The sequence below is a fragment of the Borrelia sp. A-FGy1 genome (genome assembly GCF_014084025.1).
Lineage (GTDB): Bacteria > Spirochaetota > Spirochaetia > Borreliales > Borreliaceae > Borrelia.
On record NZ_CP043682.1, the window covers coordinates 100,179 to 125,940 of the forward strand.

Below are 25,762 nucleotides of genomic sequence, written 5' to 3' on the forward strand. Positions count from 1 at the left end.
CTATTAAAACTAAATTTTTAGAAAGAAACTTTTAAAGTCTGTCCGCCTCTTAATACACTATAAGTATTTTTACCAAATTCAAGTGCATCATAAAAATCCCTTAAACTTTTAATAGTTTTTGAATTAACAACTGTAATTACATCCCCTGTTGAAATTTTAGAATTTTTCCCCAAACTTTTGTCAACATTATCAACAACAACTCCATTTATCCAATTCCTTAAACCAAGTTGTGATCTAGCCTCACTAGTTAAAGGATAAACAACAAACCCTGGAACCAATTTACTACTTGATAAAATGTCTTTATCATCAGGTCTAACAGCAAGTACAACTTCTATTTTCTTTTTCTTTCCTTTTCTTAAAATTTCAATTTCAACCTTCTCTCCCGCATAAAAATCACTAAGATAATGAACAACATCTTGAGAAATATTCATTGCTATTCCATTTACTTTGCTCACTATATCACCTGGTTTAAGCCCCATTTTTAAAGCGGGTGAACCCAAATAAATGTTTACAATAATCGCAGATGAAACAGAATCATCATCATAACCTAAGCTTTTAATAATTTCCATATCTTTTTCTCTATAATTATAAAAAGAAACACCAAGCCAAGCTGATTCAATCTTTTTCCCACTAATAAAAGCATCTACAATATTTTTAGCATTATTAATAGGAACAGCAAATCCAAGTCCAACATTGCCTCCAGAAGGAGAAGATATCCATGTATTAATACCAATAACTTCGCCTCTAATATTTACAAGAGGCCCTCCAGAATTACCACGATTAATGGCGGCATCTGTCTGAATAAATAAATTTCTAGCCTTCAAATTAGGATTAGCTGAACGATGAAGTCCGCTTACAATACCCGCAGTAACCGTAAAACTAAATTGATGAGGACTTCCAACAGCAATGACCCAATCCCCTACTTCAAGGCCATCGCTATCTCCAAGTTCAGCTATTTTAATTTCTGAATCCTCAGCCTCAAAACTAATAAGTGCAAGATCCTTTTTATCGTCCTTACCCACTAGTTTTGATTTATAAGTCTTACTACCATAAGTTCCAATTTCAAATTCAATAGCCTTATCTACAACATGACTATTTGTAAGAACATAAAATAAATTTGATTTCTTAGAGTCTTTTCCAATTATTATCCCGGAACCAGCCCATTTAGCTTTTCTTTCAATATTAAATCCTGGCATATCAAAAAAGAAAAAATGAAAAGGATCTCTTTCCTTAATTACTCCAGTAGCATAAACTTCTACAGTAGATGGCAAAATTTTCTTAGAAGCTTTTCTAAAAGAATCTTGAAAAGATTGTAGAACATCTTCTTTCTCCTGAGCAAACACAATAGCATTTTTATCTGGTCTTAAATAGTATAATCCAATAAAAAATCCAATACCTAAGGTTAAAAAACTAGCACAAAAAATAGAAAAAAAATTTTTTTTCACTTTAAACACCTCCATGTTATTCAATCAAATCTTTTAAATAACTTTTCCTCAATATTCATTAAATTTTGCTTAAAATTAAAGGCAGGCCATCAACTACAGCAACAGTATGCTCAAAGTGAGCAGCGCAACTAGAATCAGATGTAAAAACTGTCCATCCATCTTCCTTAATAGAAATTTTATGGCTCCCTAAGCTTACCATTGGCTCAATCGCCAAAACCATTCCTTCCTGTATTCTGACGTTCTTAAAAAAAGGAGCATAATAATTAGGCACACTTGGCTCTTCATGTAAAGCAAAGCCAACCCCATGTCCTGTATAATCTCTAATTATTCCAAACCCAAATGGTTTAATATAATTCTCAATAGCTATTGATATATCTAAAATACGATTGCCCACCTTCATTTCTGAAATTCCTATATAAAGAGCCTCTTCTGTCACCTCTAATAATTTACTAATTTCAGGACTTACATTACCCACTTTAAAAGTCTTAGCCATATCACTATAAAAACCATCTAAAATAACCCCACAATCGACACTAATAACATCTCCTTCTCTAAGCTTTCTTATACCCGGAATTCCATGTATAACCTCTTCATTAACAGAAGCACAAATAACTCCCTTAAACCCATTATACCCTTTAAAGGCAGACTTAGCTCCATTGCTTTCAATAAAGTTGCTCGCTATAGCATCTAGCTCCTTCGTACTAATCCCAGGAACAATACTTTGCTCAATCTCTAAAAAAGTTTTAGCTAAAAGACTTGCTGATGCCTTTATTTTATCAATATCTTTTTTACACTTTAACCTTAAACCCAATTTATTTCCTCTCCTTAAACACTTCTATCATATTCATATAAACCTTACTATCATTAGTTTCATAAAATCTATGAGAAGTTAAAATAGAATCTCGCCCTTCTTTAAATTTGCCCAAATAAAGATAATTAATACCCCTCTTTAAATAGACCTTTGCTACATTCTCTCGTTCTTCCAAACTCATTCTATTTTTGTCATCTAAATTAAAAGGCAAAAAAGAAACTGACTTCTTAAAATACTCTTCAGCTTTCTTATACTCTTTTTGATAAAATTGCAAAATTCCAAGATTATAATATAAACCATATAAATATTTTCCTACTTGATTCTCAAAAACCATTTTTTTTGAATAATCTAAGTTTTTTTTGAGAAAATCATAATAAAATTTATAAAAGTAATACCAACTATGTGCATCACCAACAGGAGTATAAGTCTTAAAAAACAAATCTAAGTCTCTTAAATCAGAATAAAGAAGTAGATTCCAAGATAAAAGTTGAGCAATATCAGAACTATAGTTTGACCTATAAAATAAACGCCACAAAAAAGATTTTTTAGCTTCATAATTAAGATTTGAATAATTTAATACAAAGTAAAGCTTAAAAAATAAAGGATCATCCTTGTATTTTTTCGAAATTTCATTTGCATTAAAATAATCATTAATTTCAAAGTATGTATTAGCTAAATAATAGTTCATTACTTTATTATCTTTAAACTTTTCATTAGCTTTATTCAAATAAGCAATCGCTCTTTTAAAATCATTCTCCTTCTTTGCAATAAATGCCAAGCTAAGATAAATCATCATACTGTAATCAGGAAATCTAGTATAAAGTTTTAAATATTCAGCTTTAGCTTTATTAAGATCACCTTTCTTAAGATATGCATCTGCTAGTAAAAACATTAAACTCGGTTCATTATTATCATTAATAAGCTTAAGGTTAGCAATGGCAAACTCCAAATTACCAAGGTCATAAGAAATATAGGCAAGTTCCTTAGCAAAATTTTTATCTCCTTTTATTTTTAAAAGTATTTCCTTGGCAGAATCTAAATCCTTATTTTCTATATATAAAAGCATTGCATTAATTAAAAATGCATTGTTTTTAAGATTTAAACCTATATTCTTAAAAGTATAAGCATCCTTTTCTTTTTCTATCTTAATCAAATAATCTTTGATACTTTTTAAACCATAATTTAAAGTCAAATTTTTAATAAAAGCTTCATTGTATAAATGCCTATATTTTTCATGTTCAAAAAGATATTGTTTCGCAATCTTACAAGCTTCTGAAACAGAACCCACTTTTAATTTTGAATATACTTCAAGAGCCCTAAGCTTTAAATTACCAGGTAAAATCTTAACCCCTAACTCAACAATATCTCTCATCAATAAGTAATCATTAACTTTAAGAGAATAAAGTTTTGCTCTCTTAACTAAAGAAATCCATTTAAACTCAGTATCCGCATAAGATGCAGATAATTTTATTACTCTTTCAGCACTGTATAAATCATCTTTTAAAAGATGATCATCAACTTCCATAATAAGCTCATTAAAATCTCTTTTACCCTTTAACATATATAAAGCATATGGATTTGAATTAAAGTAAAAAACACCTAAGGACAGAATTATTAAAAATATAAAAATAAGTATTAATTTTTTACTTAATCTCAAATTAATTCTCCATATCTTTTAATAAACCATCAAGTATTCCATTAACAAATTTATGAGAATTTTTACTCCCATATTTTCTGGCAATCAAAACAGCGTCATCTATTATTGCTTTCTTAGGAACTTCCAAATTTTGATATTTAAGAGAAAATACACTCATCCTCAATATAGCAAGGTCTACTTTATCCATACGATCCAATTGCCAATTAAAAGAAATATCACTGATTAATTTGTCAATAGATGCTAAATTATCATAAGTGCCATTAACTAACACAGAATAAAATAGTTTCAATTCTTCTATTTCCAATACATCTTCAAGCACAAAAATATCATAAATATCATCCTTTGCATTACGATTAATATCGATACTATAAATCTTTTTAAAAGCTAATTCTCTAACCTTATGTTTTAAGTCCATAATTAATAGTAAGCATCTCTCTATTTTAGATCAGAGTCCAAAATTTGCACATTAGCAGATTTATTAAGTTTATCATACATATCTTGTTGCACCTTAGCAACAATTTGTTGTTGCTGAGCATTAACCATATTATTTTTTATAGCATCTTTTACTGTCATATCTACATTAGGAGATATTTTATCTTTAAGTCCCAAAAACTTTTGAGAATACATTTCAGTAACTTTAATAATATGGAATCCTTCTTTTGAAGATATTGGTTGAGAAATATCTCCCTTATTAAGGTTAAAAATTTCTCTAATAAAATCTGCTCCAAGAACATTTTGTGCGTTCTGCTCTCCTCTTGCTAAGAATCCAAGATCACCATTCTTAGACTTAGATCCCTCATCTTCTGAATATTTTCTTACAGCTTCTTCAAAAGTAATCTTTTTTGTCTTTATCTGATTTGTAATATCCTTTGCCTTAGTAAGAACATCCGATCTCTTTTTATCCTTAGAAGAAAAGAAAACATGACTTACCCTTGCTATATCTGGATTAACAAACTTGGTTTTATTAGCCTCATAATAATTAATGACTTCTTTTTCATCTGGTGTTTTTATTTCAGAAAATTTAGGTTGAGCAAATTTTAAAACCAATTTTTGGGCAGAAATAGATCTCTTCATTGAAGACAAAAGTTCACTCCAATTTGTACCTTGCTTTTCTATCATTTGCCTAATCTGTTCATCTGTGAAAGTCGTAAGCCCAAACTGAGTTTTAATAGTTTGCACAACCTCTGATTCTTCAACCTTAATCCCCTGTTTTAAAGCCTCTTGACTAAAAAGAATATCTGCTATTAAAACCTGTAAAACTTGTTTTTTTTCAGCAATACTTAAATCTCGTCCTTGTGTTTTCTTTAAAGTATTCACTTTGGAATCAAATTCTGTTTTAGTAATAATTTCATTACTATGCAAATTAACAATCACAACAGGAGCATTTTGAGCAAAAAAATTTACTCTCAACATAAAAACTAACAGAAAACATAAAAAAATACGCATAAAACCAACCTTACATCAATAATCAAAATTTTAACAAAACATTAAATTTAAATCTAGTTTTACAATAATCAAAATAATCTATCTATACAAGTAAGAAGCTATGCCCTGTCCTCCTCCCACACAAATAGATGCTATTCCTTTATACTTATTATTAATTTTCATCAGACGAGCCAGCGTTAATAAGATTCTTGAGCCACTAACCGAAAATGGATGCCCTAACGCTATAGCCCCTCCTTTAACATTAATAATGTTATCTTTAATATTATACTTTTTATACAAAGCTTTTAAAACACTTAAAGATTGAGCTGCAAAAGCTTCATTTATCTCAATAAAATCAATTTCACCAGGAAGTAAATTAAATTTCTTTATTATTTCATCAATAGCAAGATAAGCACCAAATCCCATATGGAGAGGATTAAGTCCTACACTTTTAAATCCACCAATATAAGCCAAAGGCTTAATTCCCATATTTTGGACAATATCTTCACCTGCCAATACTAAAAAACAAGCTCCATCATTTAAACTAGAAGAATTACCTGCAGTAACAGTACCATCTTCTTTAAAGAATGGCTTTAAAGTTGCAAGTTTCTTTAAAGTTAAATTATCTCGTATCTCCTCATCACTAGATATAATCTTCTTAAGATTTGTTTTGTTATCAACAACCAACAAAGGATGTATTTCATCTTCAAAATATCCACTATCTCTAGCTTCCTTAGCCTTCATGTGTGAATTGTATGCAAATTCATCCTGCTCTTCTCTTGAAATCTCATACATTTCCGCCAAGTTCTCTGCTGTAATACCCATAACAGTACCGCTTAAAGTATCTACTAAGGCATCTTTATATATTAAATCTTCTATCTTAAAGTCTCCAAACTTTAACCCATCAAATCTTACATCTCTTGGCAAGAGATAGGGTGCACTGCTTAAATTCTCAACACCACCAGATAAAACAATGTCATTATTTCCAATAACAATAGAATTAAAAGCAAGCTCCAAAGATTTAAGTCCTGAACCACAAATCTTATTCACAGTATAAGCAGGAGTACTTTCGCTCAAATTAGATCTTAAAACAATTTGCCTAGCTATATTTTGACCAAGTCCTGCAGATATTACATTTCCAATAATAACTTCATCTACATTATCAATGTTATTTCTTCCAAGTAAAGCTCTAATAATACTTGAAGATATCTCAATAATGTCCATCTCTTTTCCTTTCAATACACCTCCAAACTTAGTAATTGGTAATCTAAGTCCATCAATAATTGCTACTTTCCTCATTTAAAACCTCAAATAAAATATTTTTAATTTATATAATAACAAAATATCAACACAAAAAAGACAGCTTAATTTATTAATAATAATTTATAGAAAGCATTTGAAATGCTAACTATTTAAACACAAATATGATAAAATTTTTTGTTAAGTGTGTTTAACAAAATTTCATCTAAATATAATAATGACAATTCTAACTATTAATTCTTATTCTTACAATTACTCAATAAAATATAAAAATGATAAAGTTGATAAATACCACTTTGAATCACTAAATGATGGTTTTGGATTCTCATTTAGTGACTTCTTTGATGATCTTAGAAGTGGTTCTCTTATATTTACCCACGAGTCAAAATATAATTTCATAATAAATTCAGAAGCACATATGTTAAGCTTTAGAGGATACAAAGATGATCCAGAATATCTTAGAAAAAGAGTCGATCTTTTCGAAATTGGCTTTATGTACTATTTTCCTTTCTTAATGCAATCAGGAACAAAATATTTTGGAGAAATTAACGTAGGCATTGGCATTAAAAACCTACTATATGGAAACTGGGGTGGAAGATTAATGCAAAAGTTAATACATTTTATTCTAAGACAATATCGACCATTTCCTGTAAATTATGACAATTATAATTACAGAGGATTCTTAAGTTCAGCAATAAACTATTCTTACATGAGATTCTTAAACATTGAAACTTATTTGGATCTATCCTACTTTATTGACTATTTTTTCAAAACAAGCATTGGAATAAATTTTAAAAATAAATCTATTGGAATCGAAACTCAAATTTTTTATCAGACTCAAAGCAAAATAGAAAATATAGAAACATATGCAAAAGTACAAAAAGCAGAAAATGGGATTGGATTTCAATATAGATTTTACTCTAAAAATTTTTTTACAACAAATAATTTAAATTTAATAAACTTTTCAAATAAAGAAAAATTTTTAAGTGTTGGGGGGTTTGGTATAACCTTAACTAAAGAGTATGAAAATATTCTTGAAAATAATTTTCATATTCTAAACCAAAATTTTTCTATTGGATATGAACTTATGGTTCCACTACAAATAAGAAATTTGATATATTACAAATTCATGACTGAATTACAATATTACTTTGCTATTGCAACAAATTATGATATTGATATAGCTGAAACAAATAGTTTCACCAATAGATTTTCATCCGGAATAAAATATGAAATATTTACAAAAGGTTTATTTACAATATATATAAGTTCAGGAATATTTTTGTCTTACAATAAAGACAATAAAGATATTAAATCTATATACAGACCATTAAAGATAAAAGACACACTTCATCTAGGATTCGAATTTGAACCTGGTATACTAATAAAATCATTTAAATATAATGAAGCAATATACAATTTAAAAATATTCACAAAAATTAATTATTCTTCATTTGTTTATAACATAGATAATAACAAATTGGATAAATATAAATTAACCTTTCATTATATTGGAATTGGTTTGGAAATTAAACCCTAAACTTTTATGCTACACTTCCTCTAGCTTATCCACACTTATTACATAAATATGTAGATAAATAGTTTTTAACAAAATTCTAATACTCATTTTCGTTATCTTTGTTGACAAAGCTAACAACATGAGGCAAAAACAATATATCAACTCTTCCCGTAGGCCCATTTCTATGTTTTGCAATAATAACTTGAGTTTGTGCTACTGGTGTCTCCTCTCCAACAAAATTTTTTAAATCTTTGTCTCTATGAAGCAATATAACAATATCAGCATCTTGTTCCAACGCACCTGATTCTCTTAAACTTGCAAGATTAGGTTCTCTCCCTTCAGTATCTCTTGTAAGTTGAGACAGAGCAACAATAGGAATTTTAAGCTCCCTTGCAAGCTCCTTAAGCGCCTTACTAATTGAAGCTACTTGCTCATGTCTTGGAAGATTCCTAGCCTCAAGCGAAATAAGACTAATATAATCAATAAATATTATATCCACACCAAAAAATTTCTTAAGCTTTCTAGCTTGAGTTGATAACGTCAATAAACTCATATTAGCAGTATCTGCAATATAAAGCTCAGAATTACTAATATCATTTGCTACAGCATTCAATGCCTGAATTTCACGCCCAGATAAAATGCTATTTTGAACCTTAAAACTATCAATATTTGCCATAGATGCCATTATCCTCTTTATTAAAGCATCTGATGTCATTTCAAGAGAAAAAAAACCTACCTTATTTTTTTTATCACTTCTTAATGCAATATTTGACGCAATATTCAATGCAAATGCTGTCTTACCAACGCTAGGACGAGCACCAATAATAATAAAATCACTATCTCTGAAACCTCCTATAAGAGAATCAACCTTTCTAAACCCACTTAAAATTCCAAAATTAGCTTCTCGTGTTTTCATGCTTCTCTCGTATATTTCAGCATGCACTCTCTCAACAATAGCTTTTGCATGATGTAAATTTTTGCTGGAATAATCTAAATTAATTGAAAGAACCTGTCTTTGTGCTTCTTCTACAAACTGGTCAACTTTTTTTGTAGAATCATTTGCTAAATCATTAAGCTCTCTAGATATTTTAGAAACATCTCTTCTAATGCGATATTCTTTTATAATTTTTGCATGCACATTTATTGTTTTGTCTGTTGGGAGATATCCTGACAAAAGACTTAAATAATCTTGCAACCCAGATAAAGTCTTAAAGCTGCTTAAAAGCTGAGACTTAGGTGTTAAAGCAGATACTTCTTCAAATACAGTTATTGGATCAATATTTTCCCTCTTTTCATAAAGAGAAATCATAGCCCTAAAAATCATTTGATGCATATTATTGTAAAAGTCTTCCGACTTTAAATACAACGAAGCCTCTTCTAATTTTTCTGGATTATAAAATATGCTAGAAATAACTGCTTTTTCTGCCCCATCATTAAAAAAAAGCATAGAAGCATTATTTACGGAAGCAAAAGCCACAAGCTATTCCTCTTATTAAGCTTCCTTTTCAACTCTCTTAGACTTTTTAAGAGTATTTTTTTGATCTTCTTTTTTTATCTCAACCTTAATAACAGAATGAATCCCCTCATAAAGCTTGATAGTTATATCATATACTCCAAAAGTTTTTAACATACCATGATGCACATCTATTTTTCTCCTTTCAATTTCAAATCCAAGCTTTAAAAGTTCATCAGAAATATTTGAACTATTAATACTATGAAATAACTTTTCACCCCCACTAGATTGCATTACAAACTCTAACTTAACAACATCAAGTTTTTCTTTAAGTTCAAGAGCCAACCTTCTCTTCTTGTCCTGTCTCTTAAGTATCGATCTCTTCTTCTGCCTAAAAATATCAATATTATGACTATTTGCAAAAACAGCAAATCCCTTTGGCAACAAATAATTTCTTGCAAACCCATCTTTCACATCAACAGTATCACCTTCTTTACCAAGATTAATAAAATCTTCCTTTAAAATTACTTTCATGATTTCTCCTCAAATATATCTATCTTTTATCTCTTCACAAAAGGAAGTAATCCCATATATCTAGCTTTTTTAATCTCCAACGCAAGACGCCTTTGGTGCTTAGCAGAAGTACCCGTAATCCTTCTAGGCAATATTTTCCCTTGTTCTGTAATAAACTTCTTAAGGAAATCAAATTCTTTAAAATCTGGAACTCTTTCCATATCACAAAACTTACATACTTTTTTCTTAAAAAATCTAAAATTAGGATTTTTCTTAAAACCATCCTGATATCCATCAGACCGTGAATCTCTCTGATGATATTCTCTATCTTTATACATAAATTAAAACTCCTAAAAAGGTATATCCTCATTAAAACTGTCATCAAAGTCAATATCTTTAAATGTATCTGACTTTTTATAACTTTCAAATCCAAGATTATTTGTATTCTGAGAACTAGGCAAGGATCCAAACATTTGAAGATCATCTACTAAAATACTAATCTTGCTTCTTTTATCTCCAGTATTTCTATCCTGCCAACTTTCATATTTTAAAGAACCACTTACTACGACTTGTTTTCCCTTCTTAAGGAAAGCACTAAGACTCTCTGCTCTCTTAGAAAAAACAACACATTCAAAAAATTGAGCATGATCAATCCATTCATCATTTCTCTTCATTCTTCTGTTATTAGCCAATCCAAACTTAAGAATGGCCATTCCTGTTTCAGTGTACGTAAGCTCAGAATCTCTAGTAAGTCTACCAGATAAAACTAATGAATTAATATCTGCCATTTAAATTCCTTAGCCTTCTTTAAGATCAGCATTAACTTCTAGTAACTCATTCTCTCTATTGTCTCTAAATTCTCTATAATTTCTTCTCTTAATATTCTTAGTATTAATTTTTTTATTAACTTTAATTAAAATTATATATCTTAACAAATTTTTAATAAGCTTCAACTGCACTTCAAGATCTCTTAAATTACTCCTTTCCATTTTAAATTCTATCACCTCATATCTACCACGATCTTGCTTCTTAATAGGATATTCTAACGCTCTTTCTCCAAGAGAACTTTCAACAATATTACTAGCATTAAAAGCTATCAACTGTTTACGAACCTCTTCTAAAGCCGCTTTATATTCAAGCTCTTCACTCTTAAATAAAAAGCAAGATTCATACTTTCTTATCATTATAACTCCTTATGGTCTATAGCACCACAAACCATCTATACTTGTGGCAAAGGTCATTTAAGTAGTATATAAGAGTGTATAACTTTTTTCAATATTGAGAAAACCTTTTTTAAAAAATTTTCAAAATAATTAGAAAATTTTTTCTATTCCCTTATTCTTATTTATTTACCAATAAATCAATAACTAAATACATTGAATCAACACAAGCTTTAGTCATCATTTTTTTTATTAAGTCTATAAACTTTCCCTATCTTACCTTTTTTTTCAAGTTTATCATCTTCTTTCATTTCAATATAAGCCTTAATTCCCTGTTTTACATGATCAGAAGCAACAACAACACTAGCTCCAAAAAGCCTCTTGGGACAATAATTTTCAATTGCTTGTTTTATATAATAGACATGAGTTCCATAAGCAATTCTAATTGTATTATCACTTATAAGAATATTTAAAGTTCCTGTTTCTTTAAGTAAATCCTGAGATACAAGTTCAGGACTAAATACAACAAATCTTAGATCTGTTGATACAATATCAAACTCTTGTATATTATCAAGACCTCCAAGCCCTTGAACTATAAGATGCGCTATCCCAATTCCCTCAACCTTGCCTTCATTTCCACCAAAAAATGGTTCATCAACACCAAAAAGCTGAAAATCAAAATAATTATAAATCCATTTAAAAGTAAAATAATATAAACTAAAAAATGCAATTCCTAAGGGCAATACATAAATCCAATTTGTCTTATCATTTCCTTGTAGTATCCCATACATAAAGAAACCAAAAAATCCAGTAGAAAATGTAGATCCAATTGCAATATTAAACATATTGGCAATTAATAATGCAAGTCCTGTATAGATAGCATGCACAAAATAAAGTAAAGGTGCCGTAAAAACAAATAAAAACTCTAAGGGCTCCGTAATTCCTGTTAAAAAAGCAGTAATAGCACCTGAAAAAAGAAGAGACATAATTTTACTCTTATCATCATGAATAATACCCCTATAAACTCCAAATGCTGCTCCTGGTAACCCAAACATAATAGAAAGATAAAATCCACTTCTATACCTAGCAAGTCCTGAATAAAATTTAGTAAGCTTAGGATCAGACAACTGAGCATAAAATATATTCTGAATACCGCCAATAGACTGCCCATTAATCATTTCTATACCTCCCAATGAAGTAAAATTAAAAGGAAATGTAAGAATAGAATGCAAACCTAAAGGAACAAGTATCCTGTTTAACATACCATAAAGAAAACTACCCAAATAATCAAATCTAGAAATAAATAATCCACAAGAAGTAATTATTTCATCAAGATTTGGCCAAACAAAACAAAATAATATACCTAACAAAATACAAAAGGGAAAAACTATTATAGGTACAAATCTAAATCCAGAAAAAAAATGAAAAGGTGCAGGCAATTTAATTCCATAAAATCTATTATGTAAATATCCAACTAAAAGTCCAACTAGCAAAGATCCAACAATACCCGTATTTAAAGTTTGGATACCAAGAACATTGACTTGCCCAATAGAAGACATCAAACTGGGATCAACAAGCTCTGAAAACATATCAAGAAAATAATTTTCAGTAACATTAAAAGTCAAATATCCAACAAGTACTGAAAGAGCAGCAGCTCCTTTTTGGGTTCTTGCAACTCCAACAGTAATTCCTACAGCAAAAAGCAAAGGTATGTTTAATATAATAATATTACCTGTAGCCTTCATAAGCCCTAAAATACTCTGTAAAACATTATTGTCAACATAAAGTAAATTAGAAGGATTAGACATAACAGATCCAATTCCTAACATTAAACAAGAAATTGGCAAAACAGAAATTGGTAAACTTATCGCATTTGCAAATTTTTGTAACTTTGCAAACCTAAAAATTTTTAAAAAATTTATCACTTCACTCCTCTCCATTCAAAAACTTAAAGCAATATCATTATATATCTTTTTTCCAAAAAATTATACTTTAACAAAAATTAAAGAGTAAAATTCTATTTAATAAAGCGAAAATAGACTTAAGTATTATCTTAAATTAAATCTATATGCCTTATTTACTATTTTCATTTGAATTATATTTTTTGAATTAATAATAATTATATCAAAAACAAATTTAAACTTAATAAAATATAAAAGAAAAAAGAATAAATTCATGTTTGTAAAAGATAAAACCTTCAATTTATATAGATATCAAGTATCTTTAGTTCAATATCCTACCTATTTGACATTATTTTACCAAATATAGAAGATGCTATTATTGTTATCTCTATAAATTATTTCAAAAAAAATTTCAAGAAATAATATTTTTACTTATTAACTTTCAATGATATTAATATACATAATGAATATTCTTTACCTTACTTTCTTAAAAGAAAATAAAATAAAAAATTTCAAAAAGCTAACCATATCTCTATATTCATATTTATAGCAGGCACCTATACTCCAACTTTATCTAATTCTCCATACTAAAAATGTTTATGGGAAAAATAATTCTTTTGGCTGTTTGGGCTCTTACTGCTTTGAGAATGATTCTAAATAAATACATAAACAGCATTGTATGGTTAAATGGATTAATATTTATAATTGTAGGACGGATGATTATTTTTAGAATTAAATTTACCTATAACTCCTTATATCTAAAAGGATTTCATGACTAGTATTTGGTAGCATTCTTTATACAATAGGAGAAATAACATACTCAACAAGTAAAATAAGTAAGGAATTTAACCCAATAATAAGCATTAGAATGAATGATGCTTTCCATATTTAATATTTCTAATTTCTTTTCTAATTTTTTGATTATGTTAAATTATGTATTTCCTGTTAATTAATCTATCTTAAAATATTGCTTAAGTCATTAAAAAGCCCTAAAATGAAAAGTCCCAACACAAAAAAAATACCAATACCATAATAATAATAAATAAATTTTGCTTTAAATCTTTTACCACGTAAAATTTCAATTAGACTAATAAAAATTTGACCTCCATCAAATATGGGTATTATAATAAAAAATAGGTTCATCCCAGCAACTAGCAAATTAAAAAGAGCTATAGTATTAAACCAATATAAAAACCCAATAGAAGAAGAGTAGGCAAGAATATTAATAATCCCAACAGGACCTACAATATACCTGGAGCTCTTTTTAAAATTCATTAACAATTCAAAAATGGAATATAGAATATCACCTAAAATTCCTAAAACTCTATTAAAAGAATTTACAATAGCAATCCCAATATTATCTGCTCTAGCTAATCTTTCTAGACGAGGTAAAAAATAAACACCCAAAATTTTATTAGTATCTTGAAATACCAAATTAGAAGTTAAAACCTCCCCATTTCTATCATATTTAACTTCAACCACCTTATCAACATCGAGATTCATAATTAAATTTTGCAACTGCTTATTATTAATTAAAATAACACCATTAATACTTATTATCCTATCGTTTTTTTTAAGACCTGCAACTTCAGCTGGAGAGTTTCTCTCAACCTTAGAAATCACAAGATCTATCCAAGGACCAATTTCCTTGAAAAACTTTTCTATATTTAAATATTCTTCAAAATTAATTTCTTCATTATCTCTTAAAACTGTAAAAGCTATTTTAGATTCCTTTACAGGAATAAATCTCTTTAAATCGGAAAAGTAACCTATGACATCATTGTTAACGCTTAAAATAACATCTCCATCTTTAAACTTAATTAAAGAATTATTATCGACAACAGTTATTTTATTAGAATAATCAAGAAATACAATTCCTATCATATCTATTGCAATAAAAATAATAAAAGACAAAATTAAATTAAAAAGAGGACCTGCAAAATATATTAAAATCCTTTTAAAATTAGAAATACCAAAAAGGGAATCTTTATCTGCTTCAATTTCCCTATTTAATTTAAGCTCATTTTCTAAGTGTTCAGATCCTTTAAGCTTGCAATATCCTCCCAAAAAAAAAGGAGAAAATCTATACTCTGTATCCTTAATTTTAAATTTAAAAATGCTAGGACCTATCCCAACAGAAAAAATTTCAACTTTAACCTTAAAAAGCTTTGCAAATAAAAAATGACCCAATTCATGGACGAATATTATTAAAGTAAAGCCCAAAATACTAAGAAAAATATACATAAATTCCTCCCAAAAGCTTTATGCCAAGCATAAATAAAATATAGGACCTGCTAAAAGAAATGAATCGATTGAATCAAGAGCACCACCTCTGCCAGGGATAATATTTCCAGAGTCTTTAACTGATGCACTACGTTTAAGCCCAGATTCAAACAAATCACCAACAATAGTAAAAAATCCCATTAAAATACCAAAAACCACAGCTTCTCCATATGTTAAATTTATAACTCCTAAAAATACTACAAATATTGCAACAAAAGCAGAAAATAATATTCCACCCAAAAATCCCATTATAGTTTTATTAGGACTAATAATTGTGGGCCTAAAACTATTTTTTCCAAAAAAGTACCCAATAAGATAAGCAAAAGTATCATTACCACTCACCATAGAGAAAAGTATTAATAAGAGAATAGGAGCTTTTGGTAAAGTTGTAATAGCGACAATAAATGAAATTAAAACACCAGGATATATAAGTATAAAAATTATCGAAGTGGCCTGCGATAAAAAATTAACAATTTCATGCTCCTTAATGAAAGCTAAATTAACAATCCAATTGCTAAAAACTAAAGTTATAACTAAATAAAATATTATGTTGATACCTAAATCAAAAATATTAAAATGTACATATGTCAAAATTGGAGGTGATATACCCAAAAAGAATGCTAGAGTATTCGAAATAGAAGAAGATTTAGCTTTAAGCAAATCATTAACCTCCTTTGCAGAAAATCCACTAAAAATAAAAATTAGAATATTAATAAATAAATAATTTTTAAACTCTAAAAATATCAAAAATAAAACTAAGGGTACAAAAAATAAAAATGTTCCAAGTCGTTTAATGAATGCCAACTTTCTAGACTTAAGTTCAAATAAATTTCTATTTCCCAAAATTTCTCTTCCTTTTTTCAAAACATTTCAAATCTTTATCATAATGAGAAATAGAATATTCGGGCCACAAAATATTTGAAAAAATAAATTCACAATAAGCAACTCTCCATAAAAAAAAATTACTTATCCTCATCTCTCCTCCAGTACGTATCAAAAGATCAATTTCACAAAGCTCTGGATTGTCTAAAAATCTTGCAAATTCAATTTCGTTTAAAGAATTAATTTTTAAATCACTATTCATAATTCTTTTAACAGCTCTCACTATTTCATTTCGTCCACCATAGTTAATAGCTAAATTTAAAATAAGACCAGTAAAATTTTTAGTAAAATTAATAGTATCAATAATTGATTCCCTTACTCTTCTTTCTAAAGCTTCAATATCCCCTGAAACTACTACTTTTACATTATTTTCACTATAAAATTCAAACTCAGAATTTAAGTAATTAGCAATTAAAAACATTAAATATTCTATCTCATATTGCGTTCTGCTCCAATTTTCTGTAGAAAATACATAAAGTGATAAATATTTTATACCTAGCTTAACAGAATGTTTAATTATATCCTTAGCGTTCTTTAATCCCTCTCTATGCCCTTCAAGCAAAGAAACACCTTTATTTAAAGCCCATCTCCTATTGCCATCCATGATTATTCCAACATGCATTGGAAGAGAATTTATGCACATAAATTTAAACTTCCATAATCTCTTTTGTTTTTGACTCTAAAATTTTGTCTATTCTTTTAATATAAGAATTAATACCCTTTTGTATTTCATCTAAAATACGCCATAAACCATCCTCTGTAATCTCAGAATCTTTTTCTTGGCTTTTTGCCTTACTATTTAACTCCTGCCTAACATTCCTAACCATAACTTTATATTCTTCTGCTATTTTTTTTGCCTGCTTTACTATCTCCTTACGCCTCTCAACAGTCAAAGCAGGAACTTTAATTCTAAGTACAAATCCATCATTTGAAGGATTCATGGAAAGATCTGAATTAAGTATAGCCTGCTCTATTTTGCCCAATAAACTCTTATCCCAAGGTTGAATTATAACAAGTCTCGCTTCTGGTATGCTAACATTAGCAACCCTAGTTAAAGGAATTTTTTCTCCATAACAATCAACCAATATTTTGTCAAAAAGAGCATTATTTATCCTGCCTGTTCTTAAAGATTTATATTCATTCTCAAGAGACAAAAGAATTTTGTTTACTTTTTCTTCTAGTAAAGCCTTATATTTCTCCACTCAATCACCCCCCTTTTTAAAAAAAATAAGGAAATATGAAAATCATTAAAAATAATCATCTAACACCTAAATATTTAAAATCAATTATATCTATCTTACTCAAAATTAACCTTGAAATCTCTTCTATTTTTTCTTTAACAGTTAATTTATCATCTTTTACAAAATTCTGTTCTAAAAGAGAAACCTCACTTAAATGCTTTTTAAGTTTTCCAGATACTATTCCCTTAATTACATTTTCAGATTTTCCACTATTTTTCACCTGGTTAATAAATATCTCTTCTTGCTCCTTTATGTAATTAGGACAAATACTATCAACACTTAAATAAATAGGCGCAAAAGCAGCCACATGCAATGCCAAATCCATCGCAAGTCTATTCAACCTTTCATCTCCTATTTTCAAAGAATTATCAACTCGTAACTTAACAAAAACACCTATTTTAGACTGCTCACCATGAAGATAATACTTAACAAGTTCATTAGATGAAACATTTGTAATAAAAATCTTCTTTACTTGAATATTTTCTTTTATAGTAGCTGCTAAATTCTTAATTCCATGCTCCTGTTCTTCATTTAAAGAATCTCTAGCATTTTCAACTAAATTTTTTATTAAAGAATTTCCAAAAGATATAAAATCATTATTCATGGCAACAAAATCTGTTTCACATGAAATAAGCAAAAGACCCACTCTATCCATATTTGCATAAGAAAATACTCGACCTTCTTTAGCATCTCTATTACTTCTCTTATCGGCAGATGCAATTCCCATCTCTCTGAGTTTCTTCTTGGCTAATTCAAAATCACCTCCGGCAATCTCTAAAGCTTTCTTACAATCACCAAATCCAGCTCCAGTTGTATTTCTAAGTCTTTTTACCTCTTGAGGACTAACATTCATACTGATCTTCTCCTACTCTTTTAATTCTTTCTCAATACCATTTTTAACTTCAATCTCATTCATCAAGTCTTCTTCATTTAAGTTCTCTACTATTTGAATTCCTACTTCTTTATCACTCTCAAGTATGGCATCAGATATGATTTTAGTAAATAAGGCCACAGAACGAATTGCATCATCATTTCCAGGAATTGGATAATCAATGACATCTGGATTACAATTTGTATCGACAACTGAGACAATAGGAATACCAAGCTTTCTAGCTTCATTAATAACTATTTGTTCTCTTTTAGGATCAATAATAAAAACAGCACCTGGAAGATCTTCCATATCTTTAATCCCCGTCAAATTTTTAGCTAATTTAAACTTTTCTCGATTAAGTTGAGAAATTTCCTTTTTGCTTATCATATCAAAAGTACCATCAACTTCCATTTTTTCTAACTTTTTTAACTTTTGAACTGATTTTTTAATAGTATTAAAGTTTGAAAGCATCCCACCAAGCCATCTATTGTTCACATAAGGCATATCACTTCTTTTAGCTTCCTGTTCAATGATTTCACTTGCTTGTTTTTTAGTCCCAACAAACAAAACTTTTTTACCACTCTTTATAACACTTTGTACAAGTTCATAAGAATCCTTAATTCCTTGCAAAGTTTTTTGCAAATCCAAAATATGTATTTCATTTCTCTCAGAAAAGATAAATCTCTTCATCCTAGGATCAAGTCTTTTTACCTGATGCCCAAAATGAACTCCAGCTTCCAAAAGACTCTTCATCGTAATAACTGCCAAAATAACCTCCTAAATCCCTCTCTTTGCTCACTATCTACATAGCGAATATTATTTTTCTCTAATAAGAATATCATAAAACAAACCAATAGGTAAGCCTATTATAGCTGAGTAACTGCAATTAATATGCTCAATTAAACATTTATAAATCCATTCTTAAAACTGATACTGATATGTCCTCTTTCTTTATTTCTACAATATCCAAGTGAAACATAATGATAAAAAATTCTTATTTAGCTATTTAAAGTGAATAAATAAAATCTCACATGCTTCGACTATTTTCTATTTAACCGAAACAAATATATAAAATTAACATCTATCCCATCAAGATTGTTTCTATATTCCTATTATTTTACCAATGTAATTTAAACCCATTCCCTTAAAAACATCAACTATAATTAAACATTTATCCCCCATCTCTACACTATTTTTCAAAAGCACCTGAAAATCTAAGAAAGATTATTCTCTTTATAGATCACCTTTATTTTCTGCCATTTTCATTATTGAATTCCCATCAACTTCAATACTAAGAAACACAAAATTAATTTTAAAGTCTATAAAATTAGAAATAGATATAGAAATAGATAAAAAAACTATATCAAACTATCCTTACAAATCATTCTTATTTTTCTCAGAAAATCTTAATAAAGACACAAAAACTATCGAACCAATAATTGGAAATAAATAAATTAAAAAATCTATTTGCCTATTATAATAATCAGAATAAAAAAAAGAGATAAAAAATAAAAATAAAATACTTCCTAAAAAACTTATAAAATAAACTAATAAAAACCCAAACTTTAATATACCAAAAAAAACAACAAAAAAACTAACCACAAAAGAAATAACAATATTAGTTAAAATTAAATGGAAAAAAAATGTTATCATAAATCACCCTTAACTAAGTCTCTAATCTAAAGCTACCTAAGCTACCTATATTTAACATAACACTATAAAGATCATCTTCTATGAGATTACCTACTGCCATAACAAAAATTACTAAATTATATTTAGGAGAAACATCTCTTGTGAAAAAATCATTATCAATATGCTTAAGATCAAAAGGTCTTTGATCAATATCTGAAACTTTATTCTTTTTAAGAGCCTCACAAAATTCAACATATAAGCCATCAACGACATAAGATCTATACACAGTTTTAACTTCATCAATAACAGGAGCAGAAGAATTACTACCTTTCCTTATACTAATAAAAACTGATCCAGGGGTATTCTTTCTTAAAGCCTCAAAATTAAGTTCAAAATATAAAGGAAATTTTCTATCAATCCAACTTTTATCTAATTTTAAAGTTGGCCTACCTGAAAATTGATTCTCATGTAGATTTATCTTATAGAATCCTCTACTATTAAACTCAGAAACATTATTAAAAACTCCCTTTAAAGCATCGAAATCCTTTTGAACTGTCTTTGCAAAACTATCATAATGATAATTTGAACCCTCCGGATAAAATTTATAATAGATATCGAATCCTTTAATTTTAGAAGTATTCAATTTATTAAAATATCCAGGGGGTAGCAAAAAAGCAAGAGTATCCCTAGATGCCCTATTATCGACCCTAATAGGAGGGTCAACTATAGTAATATCCTCAAGGCCACACCCTAAAACCAATAAAGAAAAACTTAATATACTAGCAAAATTTTTTCTCATTATTATAAAATAAATAAAATTGAGTTACTTAAGCTGCAAAAGCTTATTCTTGGCTATATTTACATATAAATTATTTTCATAAGAAAATTTAGAAATTTCATCGTATATACCTATAGCTATATTTTTATCTCTACTTTCAATAATTAAAGCCTTACCAATCAAAGCCTTAATCTTAATAAAGTTAAATTTTGTTTGTTTAATAATCATATCATATGTCAATAAAGCATCTTCTATTTTACCCATTTTTTCATAAATTACAGCTTTATTAATACAAGCTATTTCTCTCTCAATCCACTTAGAATTAAGAACAATATCTAAATCAGAAAGGGCTTCATTATATAATCCTTTACTCTGAAAATAAGTAGATCTTGCAAGATAAAACCTCGGAATAAATTCATAAGAAACCTCTGTTATCTTGTTTATATATTCATTTATTCTACCATCTATCTTATCCCTTTCCTCCATATTTTTTTCTCTCAAATAAATATTTAAATCAGATTCAAGCTTTTCTACTATTTCTCCTCCTGTCTTAACATAATCTACATCAATAGAATTATAAAAAAAAGAGACAACACCAACAAAGGCAATAATAACAACCGCAATGATTCCTAGCAAACCCCCACCTTTAAACATCAGCTTTCCTTTTAAGTAAATTTTCAAATGGCTTATAAGACTCTCCTTCATCTTCCTTAAACAAGTAAGAAGAAATTTCCTCTCTTGATTTTTGACTCTTATATTCTCTATAAGAAAGCAAAACCAATTTATTCTTAGAATCAATATTTGTTAATACAACTTTTAACTTATCTCCAATATTCAAATTATCAAAAGTATCCATGCTAGATTCTTTAGTATCTCCAAGTTGTATTTTACTAATAAATCCCATTATTTTGTTATAAACTTTTACTTGAAGTCCTTTCGATTTTTTCTCAACAACTTCTACTTCAAGAGAATCGCCTTTTTTATAACTCCTAGCAAAATCATCCCAAGGATTCTCTTCCAACTGTTTAATACCCAATCTAATATTTTGTCTCTTTGCATCAAACTCAATAATTTTTCCACTAATAGAACTCCCCAATTTAAAGTAATCCTCAGGATTAATATCATTTAACCAAGAAATATCAAATTTACTAATATATGCATCTATACCTTCTTCAATATTAATAAAGGCACCTGTTTTTGTTATATTTTTAACAACACCCTGAATAATTTTCCCAACAGAAAACCTATCAGCTAAATTATCCCAAGGATTTCCATTAACTTGTTTAATACCTAAAGATATTCTTTGATTTTTTTTATCTATTTCTAAAATTTTAACTTCTATAATTTGCCCGACCTTAACCACTTCTCTAGGACTCTTTATCGCTCTTACCCAAGAAAAATTACTTACATGAAGAAATCCCGATATCTCACTATCAAGCTCAACTACAGCACCAAAGGGTAATATTTTGACAACCTTTCCCTTCACAATACTTTCAACTACATATTTAGATTCAATAGAATCCCAAGGGTTTGTCTTTAAAGCCTTAAGAGATAACTCCATCTTTGCTGTCTTCAGATTTAGTTTAATAATTTTCAATTTCAATCTATCACCAACACGAATAAAATCCTCAATATTTTCAACACGAGTAAAGGCAATATTCCTTTTATTTAATATTCCTAAAACAAAATCTTTAATCCTTATAATAGCCCCATACTCTATAATTTTCTCAACAACTCCATCAACTATATCTCCTTCATTATAAGAACTAACAAACTCCTTCCTCTTTTCAATCTCTCGTTCCCATTCTAAAGTCCGCCTATCAAGTATAAGTCTCAAACCATCAGTCTTAATTGCTTCAATAACATAAAACTCAACAATCGAACCTTTTTTTAATTTTTCATCTTTAGACTTAGAACTTAAATACAATGGCATAAATCCAATAGTATTTTCATTAATCTGAATCTTATATCCACTTGACATCTCAAATAAAACTTTGCCCTTAATTACTTTTCTATTTAGAATATATTCATCAACCTTGTCTTGAAAACTCAGAGAGTGAAACTTTTCTACACTAAGAATCAAACCTAATTCTCCTCCTATTCTTGTAACTATTGCATCAATCTTATCTCCAATATTTGGAATATTATCAAATTCACTAATTTTAATAAAACCTTCAGATTTATAACCAATATCTACAAGTACATAGTCTCTCATAATATTTACAACAATACCAGAAACATTACTTCCAAGATCTACCTTTTCAAGAACCTTCAGATAACTTTCTTGTAAATCTTCTTGATTTTCCATGCTTACCACCTCTCTATATCATTTTTTCAAATTCAAAATCTTTATAATACTATCACATACATCATCTAAGGACTTATAACTTGTATCAATATAAAAAACATCTTTAGCTAATTTCAATCTACCATAATTTTTATTCTTATCAATCTCATCTCGTCTTTCTAGCGCATACTCTAACTCATTTAAAGGCATATCTCCATTTCTTTGTTTATGTCGCCTTAAAGCACGCACTTTAATAGAAGCATCCAAATATATCTTAAATTCTGCTTCTGAAAAAACTACAGTAGTAATATCTCTACCTTCTATTATATAATTATCATTATCTAATTTAACCAATTCTCTTAATTTTTTATTAACAATATCTCTAACCCCCACATAAGATGAATACAGAGCAACTTGAAGATCTATCTTATCATTCAAAATATGTCTTATAACAATTTCATCATTAAGCAAAAAATCAGTACCATCAAACTTGATATCATTTTTAGAAATAAGTTCTAAAATTTTTCTCTCACTAAGTAAATCATATTCATTCAAAGTAAATTGCTGTGCAATTAAAGTTATTATTCTATAAAGATAGCCAGAACTAATAAACTTAAAGCCTAGCCTTATTCCTAATTCTTTTGCAATTGAACTTTTTCCTGAAGCCGAAGGACCATCAATTGCTATGATCATTTAACTCCTCTTAAAAGCTCTGCTTTTAATTTATCAATTTTAATTAAAGGAATAATTCTAATTTGACCCTCTCTTAAATCATTTAATTTAATATTTCCTATTCTAATTCTATGAATCTTTTTCAAAAAAATATTTCTACTTAAAAAAACTTTCCTAATTTCCCTATTCTTACCCTCATTTAAGACTAATTTAGCAGAATTCTCATTGAGCATTACATAAGATTTTAACCTAAAAGTTTCCCCACCTATTCTTATTCCCCGCTTAAAATTAATAAGTAAATCCTCATTAATATTCTTTTTTGACTCGATAACATATTCCTTTTCTATTTCATTCCTTGGATGAACAATATTATTTGCAAATTGACCATCATTAGTAAAAATTAAAAGTCCAGAACTTTTAAAATCAAGTCTACCAATTGAAAATAGCCTCTCTTTAAATAAAGGTTGAACCAAAGATATTGCCAATCTTCTTCCACTTGGATCAAAATTAGAACACAAATAATTCTTAGGTTTATGAAGCGATATATAAAGCTTACTATCAGTCTTAGACTTCTTAAAAACAAATATACGACCCTTACATTCTACTTTATCTCCTAAAATTACCTTATCTCCTACCTTTGCAAGTCTGTCGTTTATTCTTACAAAATGGTTTCTAACAAGATTTTCGCAACTTCTTCTTGAATCCAAGCCTTTATTAGCCAAAAAAACATGAACTCTAAGCTCTTCAATTCCTGATATCAACAATTTTTCCTCTCAGCCATATAAATAAGATATAAAAAAGATTACTTTAAGAGATATCAAAAATAAAATCCCTAAAAGAAATCAACAGAAATTCAACTAATTTTCTTTTGCTTGCTCAACTTTCAATTCTTCAACATCAAAAGAATCTTCAGTAAAATTTTCAAAAATTATCTTTCTAAGTCTACTCTCAAGTTCATTGGCAATCTCTTTCTCTTTAGTAAGATAATTAATAACACTCTCTCTCCCTTGCCCTAATTTATCATTTCTCATAGAATACCAAGAACCTGTTTTTTGTATCAAACCATATTTAACTGAAGCGTCTAATATACTAGCCTCACGAGAAATACCTTTACCAAAATAAATAACAAGCTCTACTTTACGGAAAGGAGGAGCTAATTTATTTTTGACAATTTTAACTCTTATTTTATTGCCAATAACATCATCAGAAGAATTCCCCGTAACTTGGTCAATTTTCCTAACCTCAATGCGAAGTGAAGAATAAAATTTTAAAGCATTACCTCCTGTAGTAGTCTCTGGACTACCAAACATAACGCCTATTCTCATTCTTATTTGATTAATAAACATCATGCAAGAATTAGATTTAGATAATATTCCTGTAATCTTTCTTAAAGCTTTACTCATTAATCTTGCTTGAAGTCCAATATGAGCATCTCCCATCTCTCCATCTATCTCCGCCTGCGGTGTTAAAGCAGCAACAGAATCGACAACAATTAAATCAACTCCTCCACTTCTAATTAGATATTCAGCAATTTCAAGCGCCTGCTCTCCCGTATCGGGCTGACTCAGCCAAAGTTCATCAACATTTACACCTAAAGCTCTTGCATAAGCAGGATCAAGAGCATGTTCAGCATCAATAAAAGCCGCTATACCACCCCCTCTTTGTACCTCAGCAATAGCTTGAAGAGTTAAAGTAGTTTTACCAGAAGATTCAGGCCCGAATATCTCCACTACCCTTCCCTTAGGATATCCTCCAACACCTATGGCCTCATCAAGCAAAATAGAGCCACTAGATATACTTTCAATACCCCTACCTACAGGAGATTCTCCCATCTTAATAAGACTTCCCTTTCCAAAATCTTTTTCTATTTGAATCCTAGCAAGCTCAATGGCTTTTTCTTTATTCAACTTATCACTCATATTATTTTCACTAGTAGTTTCTCTTTGATTTTTTAACTTTGACATTTCTCTCT

General features: G+C 28.7%; 25 protein-coding genes and 1 pseudogene. 1 reads left to right on the forward strand and 25 read right to left on the reverse strand.

Annotated features, from left to right (window positions below):
- Positions 1–17: 17 nt before the first annotated feature.
- From F0310_RS00495 to F0310_RS00520, 6 genes are all read right to left on the reverse strand, one after another.
- On the reverse strand, positions 18–1,445 hold the full coding sequence (locus F0310_RS00495; protein WP_182117019.1) for a Do family serine endopeptidase: 1,428 nt from the start codon (positions 1,443–1,445) through the stop codon (positions 18–20).
- 58 nt (positions 1,446–1,503) lie between these two features.
- Positions 1,504–2,256, reverse strand: coding sequence for a type I methionyl aminopeptidase (map, locus tag F0310_RS00500; RefSeq protein WP_182117020.1), 753 nt, complete (start codon positions 2,254–2,256; stop codon positions 1,504–1,506).
- Position 2,257: 1 nt separating this feature from the next.
- Positions 2,258–3,913, reverse strand: coding sequence for a tetratricopeptide repeat protein (locus tag F0310_RS00505; protein WP_182117021.1), 1,656 nt, complete (start codon positions 3,911–3,913; stop codon positions 2,258–2,260).
- A gap of 1 nt (position 3,914) precedes the next feature.
- Entirely contained in the window at positions 3,915–4,328 is a 414-nt protein-coding gene (nusB, locus tag F0310_RS00510; RefSeq protein ID WP_182117022.1) for a transcription antitermination factor NusB, read from the reverse strand.
- 20 nt (positions 4,329–4,348) lie between these two features.
- The gene (locus F0310_RS00515) at positions 4,349–5,359 is read right to left on the reverse strand and encodes a peptidylprolyl isomerase (RefSeq protein WP_182117023.1); all 1,011 of its coding nucleotides are present in this window, start codon (positions 5,357–5,359) and stop codon (positions 4,349–4,351) included.
- 78 nt (positions 5,360–5,437) lie between these two features.
- Entirely contained in the window at positions 5,438–6,637 is a 1,200-nt protein-coding gene (locus tag F0310_RS00520) for a thiolase family protein (RefSeq protein ID WP_182117024.1), read from the reverse strand.
- A gap of 178 nt (positions 6,638–6,815) precedes the next feature.
- Between F0310_RS00520 and F0310_RS00525 the strand changes: the two genes are divergently transcribed.
- A complete protein-coding gene (locus F0310_RS00525) occupies positions 6,816–8,138 on the forward strand; it encodes a hypothetical protein (RefSeq protein ID WP_182117025.1) in 1,323 nt (440 codons plus the stop codon).
- A 76-nt stretch (positions 8,139–8,214) separates the two neighbouring features.
- Here the strand turns inward: F0310_RS00525 and dnaB are convergent, their stop codons facing one another.
- From dnaB to recA, 19 genes and pseudogenes are all read right to left on the reverse strand, one after another.
- Positions 8,215–9,564 carry a replicative DNA helicase gene (gene dnaB / locus F0310_RS00530; protein WP_476577983.1) on the reverse strand — a complete coding sequence of 450 codons (1,350 nt, stop codon included), beginning with the start codon at positions 9,562–9,564 and terminating at the stop codon, positions 8,215–8,217.
- A 45-nt stretch (positions 9,565–9,609) separates the two neighbouring features.
- A complete protein-coding gene (gene rplI, locus F0310_RS00535) occupies positions 9,610–10,104 on the reverse strand; it encodes a 50S ribosomal protein L9 (protein ID WP_182117027.1) in 495 nt (164 codons plus the stop codon).
- 26 nt (positions 10,105–10,130) lie between these two features.
- Positions 10,131–10,421, reverse strand: a complete 291-nt coding sequence (rpsR, locus tag F0310_RS00540) for a 30S ribosomal protein S18 (RefSeq protein WP_182117028.1) — start codon at positions 10,419–10,421, stop codon at positions 10,131–10,133.
- Between the two features lie 12 nt (positions 10,422–10,433).
- Positions 10,434–10,871: a single-stranded DNA-binding protein gene (ssb, locus tag F0310_RS00545; RefSeq protein ID WP_182117029.1), complete on the reverse strand. Its 438-nt coding sequence runs from the start codon at positions 10,869–10,871 to the stop codon at positions 10,434–10,436.
- Between the two features lie 9 nt (positions 10,872–10,880).
- Positions 10,881–11,267 (reverse strand): 30S ribosomal protein S6, encoded by a 387-nt coding sequence (rpsF, locus tag F0310_RS00550; RefSeq protein WP_182117030.1) that lies wholly within the window; start codon positions 11,265–11,267, stop codon positions 10,881–10,883.
- 209 nt (positions 11,268–11,476) lie between these two features.
- The gene (locus F0310_RS00555; RefSeq protein WP_182117031.1) at positions 11,477–13,168 is read right to left on the reverse strand and encodes a PTS transporter subunit EIIC; all 1,692 of its coding nucleotides are present in this window, start codon (positions 13,166–13,168) and stop codon (positions 11,477–11,479) included.
- A 930-nt stretch (positions 13,169–14,098) separates the two neighbouring features.
- Positions 14,099–15,388 (reverse strand): RIP metalloprotease RseP, encoded by a 1,290-nt coding sequence (gene rseP, locus F0310_RS00560; RefSeq protein ID WP_182117032.1) that lies wholly within the window; start codon positions 15,386–15,388, stop codon positions 14,099–14,101.
- A gap of 18 nt (positions 15,389–15,406) precedes the next feature.
- Positions 15,407–16,270 carry a phosphatidate cytidylyltransferase gene (locus tag F0310_RS00565; protein ID WP_182117033.1) on the reverse strand — a complete coding sequence of 288 codons (864 nt, stop codon included), beginning with the start codon at positions 16,268–16,270 and terminating at the stop codon, positions 15,407–15,409.
- The gene (uppS, locus tag F0310_RS00570; RefSeq protein WP_182117034.1) at positions 16,260–16,952 is read right to left on the reverse strand and encodes a polyprenyl diphosphate synthase; all 693 of its coding nucleotides are present in this window, start codon (positions 16,950–16,952) and stop codon (positions 16,260–16,262) included. Before uppS ends, F0310_RS00565 begins: the two co-directional genes overlap by 11 nt.
- A gap of 4 nt (positions 16,953–16,956) precedes the next feature.
- Positions 16,957–17,511, reverse strand: a complete 555-nt coding sequence (gene frr, locus F0310_RS00575) for a ribosome recycling factor (RefSeq protein WP_182117035.1) — start codon at positions 17,509–17,511, stop codon at positions 16,957–16,959.
- 55 nt (positions 17,512–17,566) lie between these two features.
- Positions 17,567–18,403, reverse strand: a complete 837-nt coding sequence (gene tsf / locus F0310_RS00580; protein ID WP_182117036.1) for a translation elongation factor Ts — start codon at positions 18,401–18,403, stop codon at positions 17,567–17,569.
- Between the two features lie 12 nt (positions 18,404–18,415).
- Entirely contained in the window at positions 18,416–19,189 is a 774-nt protein-coding gene (rpsB, locus tag F0310_RS00585) for a 30S ribosomal protein S2 (RefSeq protein WP_182117037.1), read from the reverse strand.
- Positions 19,190–19,795: 606 nt separating this feature from the next.
- Positions 19,796–20,074, reverse strand: coding sequence for a hypothetical protein (locus tag F0310_RS00590; RefSeq protein ID WP_182117038.1), 279 nt, complete (start codon positions 20,072–20,074; stop codon positions 19,796–19,798).
- A 13-nt stretch (positions 20,075–20,087) separates the two neighbouring features.
- Positions 20,088–20,852, reverse strand: coding sequence for a hypothetical protein (locus F0310_RS00595; RefSeq protein WP_182117039.1), 765 nt, complete (start codon positions 20,850–20,852; stop codon positions 20,088–20,090).
- Positions 20,853–20,876: 24 nt separating this feature from the next.
- Positions 20,877–21,485, reverse strand: a complete 609-nt coding sequence (locus F0310_RS00600; RefSeq protein ID WP_182117040.1) for a hypothetical protein — start codon at positions 21,483–21,485, stop codon at positions 20,877–20,879.
- On the reverse strand, positions 21,478–23,139 hold the full coding sequence (locus F0310_RS00605; RefSeq protein WP_182117041.1) for a 30S ribosomal protein S1: 1,662 nt from the start codon (positions 23,137–23,139) through the stop codon (positions 21,478–21,480). Before F0310_RS00605 ends, F0310_RS00600 begins: the two co-directional genes overlap by 8 nt.
- 18 nt (positions 23,140–23,157) lie before the next feature.
- Positions 23,158–23,811: a (d)CMP kinase gene (cmk, locus tag F0310_RS00610; protein ID WP_182117042.1), complete on the reverse strand. Its 654-nt coding sequence runs from the start codon at positions 23,809–23,811 to the stop codon at positions 23,158–23,160.
- Positions 23,795–24,548: pseudogene (locus tag F0310_RS00615) on the reverse strand (pseudouridine synthase). Before F0310_RS00615 ends, cmk begins: the two are co-directional and overlap by 17 nt.
- 99 nt (positions 24,549–24,647) lie before the next feature.
- Positions 24,648–25,754, reverse strand: a complete 1,107-nt coding sequence (gene recA / locus F0310_RS00620) for a recombinase RecA (RefSeq protein WP_182117044.1) — start codon at positions 25,752–25,754, stop codon at positions 24,648–24,650.
- Between the last annotated feature and the right edge of the window lie 8 nt (positions 25,755–25,762).